The sequence below is a fragment of the Komagataeibacter intermedius TF2 genome, assembly GCF_000964425.1.
Lineage (GTDB): Bacteria > Pseudomonadota > Alphaproteobacteria > Acetobacterales > Acetobacteraceae > Komagataeibacter > Komagataeibacter intermedius.
In genome coordinates this window covers 1-13,045 of sequence record NZ_BANF01000031.1, presented here as the reverse complement: position 1 = coordinate 13,045, position 13,045 = coordinate 1, and the positions used below count along the sequence as shown (strand labels likewise).

General features: G+C 58.8%; 11 protein-coding genes and 1 pseudogene. 5 read left to right on the top strand and 7 right to left on the bottom strand.

The window, feature by feature from the left end; translation table 11 throughout:
* Nucleotides 1-39: 39 nt before the first annotated feature.
* Nucleotides 40-1,215 carry a cytochrome-c peroxidase gene (locus B7449_RS05375; RefSeq protein ID WP_373321547.1) on the bottom strand — a complete coding sequence of 392 codons (1,176 nt, stop codon included), beginning with the start codon at nucleotides 1,213-1,215 and terminating at the stop codon, nucleotides 40-42.
* 206 nt (nucleotides 1,216-1,421) lie between these two features.
* Complete coding sequence (locus B7449_RS05370) at nucleotides 1,422-1,676, bottom strand: hypothetical protein (protein ID WP_235721160.1); 255 nt, start codon at nucleotides 1,674-1,676, stop codon at nucleotides 1,422-1,424.
* Between the two features lie 256 nt (nucleotides 1,677-1,932).
* Between B7449_RS05370 and B7449_RS05365 the strand changes: the two genes are divergently transcribed.
* The 3 genes from B7449_RS05365 (at nucleotide 1,933) to B7449_RS05355 (ending at nucleotide 6,300) form a co-directional block, all read left to right on the top strand.
* Nucleotides 1,933-2,880 (top strand): nucleoside hydrolase, encoded by a 948-nt coding sequence (locus tag B7449_RS05365; protein ID WP_039736070.1) that lies wholly within the window; start codon nucleotides 1,933-1,935, stop codon nucleotides 2,878-2,880.
* 552 nt (nucleotides 2,881-3,432) lie between these two features.
* The gene (locus B7449_RS05360) at nucleotides 3,433-4,218 is read left to right on the top strand and encodes a sulfite exporter TauE/SafE family protein (protein WP_039736069.1); all 786 of its coding nucleotides are present in this window, start codon (nucleotides 3,433-3,435) and stop codon (nucleotides 4,216-4,218) included.
* 87 nt (nucleotides 4,219-4,305) lie between these two features.
* Nucleotides 4,306-6,300, top strand: a complete 1,995-nt coding sequence (locus tag B7449_RS05355) for a M1 family metallopeptidase (RefSeq protein WP_039736068.1) — start codon at nucleotides 4,306-4,308, stop codon at nucleotides 6,298-6,300.
* 541 nt (nucleotides 6,301-6,841) lie between these two features.
* Here the strand turns inward: B7449_RS05355 and B7449_RS05350 are convergent.
* From B7449_RS05350 to B7449_RS05330, 5 genes are all read right to left on the bottom strand, one after another.
* Nucleotides 6,842-7,342, bottom strand: a complete 501-nt coding sequence (locus tag B7449_RS05350; protein WP_010516243.1) for a MucR family transcriptional regulator — start codon at nucleotides 7,340-7,342, stop codon at nucleotides 6,842-6,844.
* 989 nt (nucleotides 7,343-8,331) lie between these two features.
* Nucleotides 8,332-9,111: an ABC transporter ATP-binding protein gene (locus B7449_RS05345; RefSeq protein WP_039736067.1), complete on the bottom strand. Its 780-nt coding sequence runs from the start codon at nucleotides 9,109-9,111 to the stop codon at nucleotides 8,332-8,334.
* Complete coding sequence (locus B7449_RS05340) at nucleotides 9,111-10,214, bottom strand: FecCD family ABC transporter permease (RefSeq protein WP_039736066.1); 1,104 nt, start codon at nucleotides 10,212-10,214, stop codon at nucleotides 9,111-9,113. The genes B7449_RS05345 and B7449_RS05340 overlap by 1 nt, the downstream gene beginning before the upstream one ends.
* Nucleotides 10,201-11,337, bottom strand: coding sequence for an ABC transporter substrate-binding protein (locus tag B7449_RS05335; protein WP_039736065.1), 1,137 nt, complete (start codon nucleotides 11,335-11,337; stop codon nucleotides 10,201-10,203). The genes B7449_RS05340 and B7449_RS05335 overlap by 14 nt, the downstream gene beginning before the upstream one ends.
* Nucleotides 11,338-11,379: 42 nt before the next feature.
* The gene (locus tag B7449_RS05330) at nucleotides 11,380-11,922 is read right to left on the bottom strand and encodes an iron transporter (RefSeq protein ID WP_039736064.1); all 543 of its coding nucleotides are present in this window, start codon (nucleotides 11,920-11,922) and stop codon (nucleotides 11,380-11,382) included.
* Between the two features lie 166 nt (nucleotides 11,923-12,088).
* Here B7449_RS05330 and B7449_RS05325 point away from each other — a divergent pair, with 166 nt between their 5' ends.
* On the top strand, nucleotides 12,089-12,607 hold the full coding sequence (locus tag B7449_RS05325; RefSeq protein ID WP_039736063.1) for a hypothetical protein: 519 nt from the start codon (nucleotides 12,089-12,091) through the stop codon (nucleotides 12,605-12,607).
* Nucleotides 12,608-12,713: 106 nt separating this feature from the next.
* Nucleotides 12,714-13,045, top strand: a pseudogene (locus B7449_RS05320) (carbohydrate porin); the annotation flags it as partial.

The following is a 13,045-nucleotide window of genomic DNA, read 5'->3' as shown; positions in this document are numbered from 1 at the left end:
TCTGGTCCCCACGCGCCGGGCGGGGCGAATGGCAGACGGTCACGGCGTTCTGCCATCGGGCCGGACGTAACCGTCGGTCAGGGTGCGGAGAAACGCGACGATGTCATCAATTTCGGCATCCGACAGCGCCGGCCTGTTACCGGGACGGGGGCCAAAGGGCGGGTCCATGTTGATGTTGTCATGATATTGCACGGGCAGATCATCATACATGCGCACGCGACCATCCGCGCCGGTCGGGTACCACATCCCGGGCCGCGTATCCCGCAGGGCATAAAACGCCACGGCCTGCCGCAGGGAATGCATGACGCCATTGTGGAAAAATACCCGCCGCGTCGCCACGTTGCGGAGCGATGGCGTGCGGAACAGGCCACAATATTCCGGATGGTCATGCAGGTCCGTGCGGTCAGGACCACACAGCCCCAGGTCGAAATAGCCGGGATCACGGTTCAGCGTGATATGCGTATTACGCGGCACGCCAAGGGCGATGAAACCGTAATCGGTAAACTGCGGGGGCGTGCCATCATGCCCCGGCGCGCTGATATGGCACGATGCGCAGTTTCCCTTGTCTTCCTGCTCGAACAGACGCAACCCACGCGCTTCCTGAGCAGACAGTCGCGCCCGGCCTGCCAGTACCGCGTCGTATTTGCTGGTATAGGGATAAAACAGCCGTTCATCCTGCTGGTAGGTCGCAAGGGCTTCCGCCACCATGGCGAAGCGGGCATCCGTATCGCTATTGGCCGGAAGCAGCGCGTCAAGGCGCGCGCCATAGCCTGCGGCACTGGCCCTGCGGACCACGTCCGCCCTGCTGGCATTCGCCATTTCATAGGGCGACAGCAGGGGGATGCCCGCCTGCGCCTGAACGGTGTCGGCGCGGCCATCCCATGTCAGGCCGCCGGTGGGACCGTTATCGATACTTTCATCGGCTTCATCTTCCGAGTCATAAAAATGCCCGGTAAACTGGGGGACGTCCTGCAGGTATTTCAGGGACGGCACGGCGCGATGGCCGCCAGCCTGCACGGACCTGTCATTGGTCTGCGCAAAGGCGTGCGCGTCCGCATGACAGGACGCACAGGCCATGCGCCCCGATGCGGACAGGCGCGGGTCATGGAACATGTCCCGGCCCAGCGTGGCCATGGCCTGCGCCCGTGCGCGAGCCTGCGGGCGCGACAGGCCTGCGACCTCGCCAGCCCGCCCACCGGCATCGGGCAGGAACATGGACAACAGCAACAGAAGGATGGGCAACAGGCAGGCACAGCGTGACATGACCCGGTATGTCAGGGAAGGCACCTGTTTCCGCTCTCCGTTGCCGTGGCGTCAGGGGCCGGAGGGCCGGATGACGCAGGCCACGATGTTACGATGCGCCAACCATCGAGTCAAAACCCTTTTCCGTTTAACCGGGCAGGTCACGCCGGCATGCCGGTTCAGTCCGCCACGGGGCCTTCGTCCTCCTCATCGGGTTCCAGCGGTTCGACCAGTCCATCCTTGTCCGGGTCAATGGGTTCTTCCTCATCATAATCCGGGCCGGGGTCTTCGGGCAGGTCCAGCGGTTCCTTCTCATCGGGTTCACCCTGCCCGGGATCATGATCCGGATCACCGATGGGGGGGCGTGGCACGACCGAAGCAGGCCGGAAGGGAATGATGTTCCGGGGTGTTCCCATTTCCTCAATCATGAACATGGCATGTCTCCATTCATGGGTCAGCATGCAACGGGCACGATGAAAACAGGTTGCGCCACAACGGGGATATTTTCAGCCCATGGCCGCCCGGGGGGATGGCGGGCCGTCACTGCATGACAGCCTGAGCGCAGGCGGACCGGAACAGTGCACGGAAACGGACTTCCGCCATGATATGATGGCTGATCCCTGCCCTGCGGGCTGACACGGGACCATGATGGACATAGTATTGACCAGCTTATTTCAGGAGAGACGACCATTGCCCGAAAACAGGCGTAAAATCATCATAGATACCGACCCCGGTCAGGATGATGCCATTGCCATCATGCTGGCGCTGGCGTCTCCCCACCTTGAGGTGCTGGGGATTGTCAGCGTGGCGGGCAACGTGCCGGTCGCGCAGACGGCAACCAATGCATGCAAGATCCTGGAACTGGCGGAGCGCAGGGACATAAAGGTTTATGCGGGCTGCGCGCGCCCGCTGCGCCGCACCCCTATCACCGCCGAGCATGTGCATGGCCAGAGCGGCATGGATGGCCCCACCCTGCCCGCCCCCACCATCGCGCTACAGGCACAGCACGGGGTGGATTTCCTGATCGACACGATCCGCGCGCATCCTGCGGGCGCCATAACGGTGGTCACGCTGGGTCCCATGACCAACCTTGCCATGGCGCTGGTCAAGGCACCGGATATCGCGCAGCGGGTGGAACAGGCCGTGTCCATGGGCGGGGCCTATTCCGAATGCGGCAATATTACCCCAAACGCCGAATTCAACATGTTCGCCGATCCCGACGCCGCCGATATCGTATTGCGCAGCCATATCCCGCTTACGCTGCTGCCGCTGGATGTAACGCATCAGTTCCTGGTCACGCCCCCCCGTCTGGCACAGCTGCGCGCCATGCCGGGGCGGTGCGCGCAGGCAGCGGCCAGCATGCTGGGCTTTTCCGAACGCTTTGACCTGGAAAAATATGGCTGGGATGGCTCGCCCCTGCACGATCCCTGCACCATTGGGTGGCTGCTGGCGCCAGACCTGTTTTCGGGGCGGGAGGTCAATGTATCGGTGCAGGTCGATGGCCCGCTGATGCAGGGCGCCACGGCCGTTGACTGGTGGCACGTGACCGACCGGCCCGTGAATGCCCGTTTCCTGCGGCATGTGGACAGCGATGGCCTGTGGTCCCTGCTGGCCGGTCATCTGGCGCGCCTGCCCTGACGGCCAGTCCGGACCGACTGTTTCCGGGCGTCGCCTTTCGCCAGAAAGACGGCGCCCCCTGAAGCGTTCCGAAACAGCGTTACCGGAGATTTTTCCGCCATGCTGCACCATATGATATGGGCAGGCATGGCCGTGCACCTGATGCCGCCACGGGAAGCGTATTCCCGCCTGACCTGATAACAATACGTCCAGCCGAACGCATCGGCTCTTTCCCCCAGTCATCGGATGGAAAAGCCCGGCACCGGTCCATGACCGTGCCACATCGGCTTTTGCTGCCCGCCCGCGTGGTATTCCCCGGTATGTGCGCAAAACGTGGGTTTTTGCGTATTTCCACGGATTATGTGCAAAAATATGGACCCTCCATATCACCGTTCGGTCTTGTGCTTGCGCGAAATTGCACATAAACAATCGTGGACAATTTCCGAAAAGCACTTATTTTTTGGTGTAATTTGCATATGCAGCGATCAGAAACTGACAGGGCAGACGGTCCTTTCCCTGCCGGATGGACGATACCCCTGATCAATGACCATCGAGCCATGAAGCCCACACGCCATGCATCTGCCTGAATCGATCAACCTGCTTTACGTGCTTTCCGGCCTAGGTGTCGGTTTCCTTGTCGGCATGACGGGCGTGGGGGGCGGGTCGCTCATGACGCCCCTGCTTATCCTGCTGTTCAAGGTACATCCGCAATCGGCCGTTGGCACGGACCTGCTGTATGCGGCCCTGACCAAGACGGTGGGCACGCTGGCGCATGGCCGCCGCCAGTCCGTGGAATGGCGCGTGGTGGGACGGCTGGCCATGGGCAGCATACCCGCCACCATCCTGACAATCGGCATGCTGCACTGGGCGGGCAGTCCCTCGGCACAGGTGACGCATGTGATTTCCGTGGCATTGGGCATCGCCCTGCTGATCACCGCACCAAGTGTCCTGTTCCGCCAGCGGTTGCAGACACTGTCGCGACAGAAGGCAGGCAGTGTGTCCCCCGCCATGACCGGTCGGCTGACCACCGTGCTGGGCGCGGTGCTGGGGGTCATGGTCACGCTGTCTTCCGTGGGGGCCGGGGCCATTGGCATGGCGGCGCTGATCTTCCTGTATCCCACGCTGGAAATCCGCAGGCTGGTCGGATCCGACATTGCCCACGCCGTGCCGCTGACGGCCATCGCGGGCATGGGACACTGGTGGATCGGGGATATCGATGTCGCGTTGCTGACCTCGCTTCTGTGCGGTTCCATACCGGGCATCATACTGGGCAGCCTGTGCATCGGGCTGGTTCCTGACCGGGCGCAGCGATTCATCCTGGCGGCGATCCTTGTGACTGTCGGGCTGAAAGTCGTCTGACCCTATCCACGCCTATCAGGCGGAGCCTTGCGCCCGGGACGCAATCCATTACCGTGCCGCAACCATGGCAGGCGGGAGGCACGGGAAATGGCATATGGAAAACGCGCACTCATCCTCATCAGCATGGGCTACTGCTGTGTGACGGGGGCGCAGGCGGCGCCCGACGTTTCCACAATGGACATGCGACAGATCTTTGACACCCTGACCCCGCCGGATGCCCCGACACGCTATAACGCGGGTTCCGGCCTGCCGGGGCCGGATTACTGGCAGAACCGGGCGGATTACGTGATCCATGCGCGGATCGACACGCCCACCCATGTCCTGTCGGGTGAGGAAACCCTGACCTATACCAACAACAGTCCCGACAGCCTTGATACGCTATGGCTGCAACTGGACCAGAACATATACCGCCCCCGTTCCCGCGCGGGTTTCGCCAACCCCGAACGCCATGCACGGACAACCGAAGGGGTTACACTCGATTCAGTCGCCATCCTTCATGAAGGACGCGAAATACCGCTCCAGCCCCATATATCCGACACCCGCATGCAGCTTGCCCTGCCCGGTGCCCCATTGCCACATGGACACAGGCTGCGCCTGCGCATCCGCTGGCATTACACCATTCCCGGCCCATGGGGCGGCCGCACGGCGGTAACGCCCACCGAGGATGGCGACATATATGAAATCGCCCAGTGGTATCCGCGCATGTGCGTCTATGACAGCCATCGTGGCTGGGACACGCTGCCGTATCTGGGGCAGGAGTTCTATCTGGAATACGGTGACTTTGATTATACGGTCACGGTGCCGTGGAATTTCACGGTGGTGGGTTCTGGCGCGCTGCTCAACCCTGACGCTGTCCTGACCCGGACCGAACGTGCGCGACTGGCGCAGGCCGCCCGCAGCCGCGCAACCGTGATGATCCGCACGGCGCATGACGTAACCGACCCCGGCAGCCATCTGGCCCATGCAGGGGAAAAGACGTGGCATTTCCATATGGAAAACACGCGCGACGTTTCCTTTGCCGCGTCGCCTGCCTTTATGTGGGACGCGGCGCGAATGGACCTGCCGCCCGTCCGCCCTGCCCCCGGCATGCCGTCTGCGCCACGCCTGGCCATGTCGGTTTACCCACGCGCGGGACGCGGCCCGCAGGCATGGGACCGTTCCACCGAATATGCGCAGCATGCCATCGAATACTTTTCCCGCCAGTGGTTCTCCTACCCCTGGCCCAATGCCATCAATGTCGGCGGGCATGGGGCAGGCATGGAATATCCGGGTATTGTCTTTGACGGCTGGAAAGACCGCGATGCAACACTGTTCTGGATTACCACGCATGAACTCGGCCATGGCTGGTTTCCCATGATCGTGGGCAGCAACGAACGACGTTACGCATTCATGGATGAAGGATTCAATACTTTCATTGACGTCTATGCATCCCGACATTTCAACCATGGGGAATATGCCCCGAAACATGATCCGGAATTCGCACCACAGACCGGCCGCCCTGCGGACGACATCATTCCCGTCCTGACCGACCCGCTGGCGCCGCCCCTTATGACAGCAGCAGAACTGGTACCGGAGAAATACCGGCATTCGGTTTCGTATTTCAAAAGTGCATATGGGCTTGTGCTGCTGCGTGACCTGATACTTGGTCCCGAGCGGTTCGATGCTGCCTTCCGGCGATATATTCAGGCCTGGGCGTACCGCCACCCGACGCCATCGGACTTTTTCCGGATAATGGAAAGTGAAAGCGGGGAAGATCTGGGCTGGTTCTGGCGAGGCTGGTATTTTGAAAATGACTGGCCCGATTATGCCCTGTCCGATCTGTCCTATATCAATAATGATGCCCGTCAGGGAACGCAGGTCAGCGTACGGACACAGGGTCGGCTCATGCTGCCAGTAACGCTACGGCTGGAATATGATGATGGTACGCATGCCGATCAGGCCATCCCCACCGAAAGCTGGCACCTGACGGACACGGTTACGGTAACCTTTCCCGGTGGGCGGCCCGTCACCCGGGCTGTCCTGGACCCGGACCATACCCTGCCCGAACCGGACCGCACGAATAACATACGCAGCATGAAGTAAAGCCGTTATTCCACGCGGGACTATGTGCGCCCGGCCCAGGACAATATTTGAACAGACTTCATGACGGAGCAATTTCAGACACCGCGTTTTTCGACAGACATTGTTGTCCAATGCTTTAAAAAAAGCGTTACCGGGACCGTCTGCCCGACTTGGGTGTCATTTCATAAACAGGCTTTTAAATGGTTTCCGACCACTGAACGGCCCCGGTTCCATCCACCTGACCGGCATATGAAATGGAAACAATACAGAAATGAAAAAGCCGTATATGCCGTATCATATCGTTACATCCATATTTCAACAAAACAGATCAACTGGCCTGCTTCGTCTACTGGCGTTTCTTCCACGTGCGTGAAATCAGGCCATGACGACAGAACGCTGATACGGACACCACGAAAAAACGGCCACATGCAACATGGGCAAGTGGAAGGACGCGCCCTTTCCCATGTCATTACATGTGAGAAATTTTCTTTTCCGTTTCCTACAAACATAAATGCCCAGCCTGCGAACAGGCTGGGCATTCATTATGTCATAACGTCTGATATTATGCTTCTGCGTCAGCGGCCTTCTTGCGGCGCTGGCGGGTCTTGCGGGCAGGCTTTGCCGGGGCTGCTTCCACAGGGGGGGCTTCCGGTTCCGCCACGACCTTGCGGCCAAGACCGATCTTCTGGGCCAGGGACGAACGATGCGCGGCATAGTTGGGCGCGGTCATCGGATAATTGGCGGGCAGGCCCCATTTTTCACGATACTGTTCGGGGGTCATGCCATACGCTGTCTGCAGGTGGCGCTTGAGCATTTTCAGCTTCTTGCCATCTTCCAGACAGATCACGTAATCAGGAAATACTGATTTCTTGATCGGCACTGCAGGCTGAAGCGGGGCGGGTTCAACCGCCTTTTCCACGCCCAGCCCCTTCAGCGCAGTATAAACCGTTTCGATCAGGGTAGGGATCTGCTCAATGCCAACGGTATTATGATTGGTATGCGCAGCCACGATCTCTGTCGTCATGGATACCAGTTCGGTATGCGGAAGATCTTTATTATCCAATGTCTGGTCTTTCCTCTGTCGATTGATGTCCGGGGACCTCTCTCCCCTATCAGTAATAATCATGTGTCTATTATGCAACCACAATAAAGCCTTCTGCCGCGTATTTTTTATATATCCCCCATTACAGGCGCACACGCGACCAACGCCAGCACAGGTTGCATATCAGTGTGTCCACATGTTCCAACACGCCTGATTACACGCTAATAACCCCGTCCATTATCGCATCCATGCAGGATATGCAATTTTTTCTCTGGAACCATTGAACAGATTTATCGAAACTTCGGATTTTACTGATTTTTGTTAATGAATTTTCATTATTTTATAAATACATCATATAAAAAATGTATCCGGGATTCCCGATACGATCACTGTAATAAACGATTTGGTATGAAAACAAAATGCCGGATTCAAGGTAAACACGAAAAATTCTTTATCTTTATAGAAGTTCTTTTGTTTTCAATATGATGTGAAATTAATATCACGCCATCAGCCACATTGGCGGATAATGGAAATTTCTTTTCCTTCATTTGACATGCCAAAAGTTGTCACAACAGCCAAACGCAAAACATTCAGTTATTACATATTAAGAAAACGACATCCGGGATGGGCCATACTGACATGTCCGTATATATATGGATATGGACATTGCTACGGACAATCCGCATCATCCATAACGCATTCCGGTCATGACAGCGCAATCATGACGCATGTTATTACATTAATGACAGATCCGGCATTAATACCGGTCATCATGGTCAGAAATCATATGCAAGAAATACACGCGTCAGTTGTATACTTATCCAACCGCCCTACCCGTCATTCAGATTTATGTGACATCACCCATGCCGCGGTTTCCGGACAACAGAATGTGTTCAGGAATATTACATTATTTGTAATAATTATATGATTGTTGCGCATAAATAAACGAAAGGGCAGGATGCGCCCACATCCTGCCCTTTCCCCTGCCTGTTTCCGTAATAACGGACCCCCTAACTTAATCCGTCCACCATGATATGCGGCAGTCCACGACTGCATGTTTCGACACGGGCGACAATGTCATAGGTCTGGCGCAGCGTATCAGGCGTAATGACAGTGCGCGGGGAGCCGGATGCAATAATTTTACCATTGCGCAGGATGACGTCGTAATCCGTCATGCGCACGGCAATATTCAGGTCATGCAACACCATGACCGTCACGATGTTACGCCGTTCGGTCTCCCGACGCAGTACATCCATAACGGCAAATTGATGATGCAGGTCCAACGCGCTGAGGGGCTCGTCAAGTAACAGGGCATCCGGATGCCGCCCCAATGCCTGTGCCAGACCCACAAGCTGACGCTGGCCGCCCGACAGTTCATCCATATACCGCATGGCCAGATCCGCTATGCCGAATATGTCCAGCATATGCAGGGCCGCGTCAATTTCGTCGCCGCCCGTGACGTCCGGCATCACGCCCGTGGCGTTCTGGGCCGCAAGCAGGGATTCCAATACCTGCAGGTGCACGGTGGCCGGCAGGGTCTGCGGCAGGTACAGGCAACGCCGCGTGCGCTGCGCCAGCGACATGCGCGACAGTTCGTCCGGGCCCAGCATGACCCGCCCCGTTGCCTCCCCCAATCCCGCCATGGCGCGTAACAGGGTAGATTTGCCACTGCCATTGGGGCCAAGCAGGGCCGATACCCTGCCCGTGGGAAACGGACCTACGGTCAGGTCATCCAGAACGGTGCGGCGGCCGTATCGTACGGTCACATGTTCCGCAAACAGGCCGTTCATCACGACAGCCCCTGCCGACGCAGGACAATGGCAAGGAAGAACGGAATACCGACCAGCGCCGTAACGATGCCCGTGGGGATCACCACACCAGGCATGATGTTACGCGCCGCCACCGAGGACAGCGACATGACCAGCGCACCGACAAACATGCTGCCGGGCAGGTAGAAACGATGATCCTCCCCTAGCAGGCGACGGGCGATATGAGGGGCCACCAGGCCGACAAACCCGATCGTCCCCACAAAGGACACCGCCAGCGCCGACAGGATGCTGACCCGCAGCAGCGCGCCCCGCCGAACCTGCGGCACATCCACCCCCAGGCTGGCCGCCCGTTCTTCCCCCATGCGCAGCACGGTCAGTTTCCATGCAGCGCGAAAGGACAGCGGCGCCACCACCACGCAGGCCGCCGCCAGCAGCCCCAGCTTGGGCCATGTCGCCCGCGTCAGGCTGCCCATGGTCCAGAACACCAGATCCTGCAGCGCGTCTTCATTGGCGACAAACTGTAACAGGGACACCAGCGCGTGGAACGCAAACACCAGCGCAATACCGAACAGTACAACGGTACCCGTCCCCGCATTGCGCCTGCGCGACACCATATCCAGCAGCAGGACGGAACCAATGGCGAACACAAAGGCATCGGCCGACACAACCCACGCATCCGGCACACCGGGCAGTCGCCATTGCAGGATAATGGCCAGGGACGCGCCAAACGCCGCCGCGGCCGAAACCCCCAGCGTAAACGGGCTGGCCAGCGGATTGGCCAGGACGGTCTGCATTTCCGCCCCCGCCAGCCCCAGCGCCGCCCCGACGCACACGGCCATGAGCGCGTATGGCAGGCGGATCTGCCAGACAATGACACTCTGCCCTGCCGATACGTCATGCGGGTGCAGCAGCGTGCGGATCAGCGCCCCCACCGACAGGCCCGATGGCCCGAGGCAGAAATCAAGCACGACCGATGCGACGATACACCCGGCAATGACCGCCAGAATTCCCAGACGCCGCCGCAGCAGCATGCGGTAGGACCCGCGCACCTGCCGGGCAAAATCCGACAGATCGGGGGAAATGGCATGGGACGCGGTTACGGTGTCATCATCAGGGACGCGCATTGATCCAGAAGGTCCCTTCCTGTCTGACCGGGAGAAAGCGGGCGTACAGTTCCTTCTGCGTCGCATCCGGGTCCAGATCGCCAAACAGGTCAGGGTGGAACCATTTCGCCATGACCTCAACCGCGAGGATATTGTATGGCGAATCATAGAAGGAATGCCAGATTCCATAGTCCTGCCCGGTCGTGACCGCGCGCAGGCTGGAAATGCCCGGCCGCTCCGTCACCCGCAGCAGCGACGCGCGCGCGACGTCCGGCGTGACCTCCGCCCCCATGCGCAGGCCCGGCCCGGCGGCCTTCGGCCCCTTGGTGCCGTCGGCTATATAAATGTCAGGATCAGCGGAGATGACTTTTTCCAGATCGATATCGCCGATATATCCTGGCAGCAGCGGGGCGGCGATGTTCTGGCCACCGGCGGCCTCAATGAACGCCCCCATGTTGCCCTTGCCCGCCGTATGGCAGCAGCTTTCACGCATGGCCGCCAGCATTTCGATAAAGACCTTTGGCCGCTGCCCCTGCGGCAGCGACGCCACCCGGTCGGTCACATGTTTAAGATGCGATTGATAGAAGGACAGGTATTCCGCCGCTTCGTGCTCACGATTCAGGACCTTTCCCAATATCTGCATGGACGTGACGGTGTCATGCAGCGGATCGGCGCGGAAATCGACGAAGATGACCGGCACGTGGGCGCTTTCCAGTTGCGAGACCAGTTCGCTGGCCGCTCCCGGGCCATGGCCGGACACCGTCAGGATGGCAAGGTCGGGGTGCAGGTCCAGAACCCGTTCCGGACTGACCGTATCCGCCGTGGTCTTGCCGATCAGCGCCACGTTCGCCGCCTGCGGGAAGGTGGCGACGTACTGATCATAACTCTGGGTATCCGCGCCGCGGAACTCCCCCTGCCACCCTACGATCCGGTCAAAAAGGTGCTGTTTTTCCAACGGGGCAAGAGCATAGATCAGCCGCCCTTCCCCCAGGATGATGCGATGGACACTGGCCGGGACATCCACCTTGCGGCCAGCAAGGTCGGTCACGGTTTCGGCCCGTGCCATGGGGATCGCTGCTGACAGGCCCATGACCGTCACCATCCCGCATGCCAGCACGCGCCAGTTATCCAGTATCCGTCTCATCACTTTACTCCGACCTGTGAGGTCATGTCCCCTGTTCGGGGATTACTTCTGGGGGTAGGCGAAATTGAATTTCTCGGTAAACGGCTGCCAGAATCCCGGCGTGCCGGTTTCCTTGTCCACATGATGCAGGAAGCCGCTCTGCTCGGGCGAAGAATAGGTCAGCACGACGGTATAACGGCCCGGGCCATCCATCTGCACGTTATCGGCATAATGCGGGCCGTCCTTGGCGGTCATGAAGTGCATCGTGCCTTCGGCCTTCCACGGCGTGCCGTCCTTGGTCAGCGAATAGCCGATCGTAAGGTACGGCACCCACGCCCCGTCGGGGTAGCCCCATACGTTATCGGCGGTGGCATGGACATCGGTTTCAAGGTGGATGGTATCGGGCTTGGTATTGTCGGTCATGCCGGCGGGCATGGGGTCCACCATGATCCCGGTCAGGTAGCTCGACGCGATTTCCATGTCATGCGCATGGACGGGACCACCGATGGGATATTCACGCGCCTGCGCCGCGGTGACACCAACGGGGAGTGCCGCAATAGCCAGTGCCAGTATAGAAATTTTTTTATTCATGATGACTGTTTCCATCTCTCTGATCATCAGGTCACGGATTAATGTTTTCTTTTTTAATTCCAGTAAAGCCGCGACAGATCGCAGATTCCCTTTCGGCTGATTACACAAATCTGATAATGATAATTGTTATCAATGTCAACGGATGGTATGTCGTGTCCGATACACACGGAGACCACCCGCCATGATCAGCCATCCCCTCGCGTTTATGCGATTACCTTATGAGGTCCTGATCGCAATGGACAGCCGGATGCTACACTTCTGGCTGCAGCCGGTCCATTATCTGATCCGCATTGCGCATATCGTCAGCATGGCCATGTTTTTCGGGATGGACATGCTGTTTGACCTTGGCATCCTCAACCCCCGCATGGCGCCGCGCCTGGCCCCCACCGCGCAGTTGATGGTCCGCCCGCTGCACATCACCTTTGCCATCGCCATGGTCACGGGCGTCGTGCTGTTTTTCTATGATCCGGTGCATATTGGCAGCCGGGCGTACCTGACCCCCAAGCTGCTGCTGATCACGCTGGCCATGTTCAATGCCATGTGGTGCCACCGTTCGGTTTATTTATCTGTACTTAGGGGAAATCCGGTCGTCTCGCTGCGGGGCCGGGTGGGTGCAAGTATTTCACTATGCCTGTGGACAGGCGTAATGATTATGTCGTGCCTGAATAGTGAAGGTGTACCTAAAGTTTTCTTGCGCTGACATCTGGATTGCAATTTTTGCATGTCGTCTGCGGTTGACGGGTTTGCGTCAAAGTGTGATTGAGAGTCACTCTTATTGATAGTGATTATCAGTTGCGGTGGAAAGCATGACCCTGAAACAGACACGACGTATCCTGAAGGGATCGAGCTTTTTCGTTCCTGCCCTTCCCTTCGGCAGCACGCGACAGCGCCTGCGCACCGGATCATGGATTGTATGTTTCGGGCTGGCCCTTCCCGCGACCGGCTTTGCACAGGTCCAGACCCAGATCGAGGAAGGTCGCGCGCGCCTGGGCAATTCCACCCCGCTGGTCGAGCAGATCGACCCCGCCACCGTGCGCGATTCAGAACGTGCGCAGGCCGACACGGAAGAAAAGGCCGCAGGCGATGGCGACAAGCTGGATACCAGCGGCAACCTGCTGGGCAACATGTGGGGCGCGCG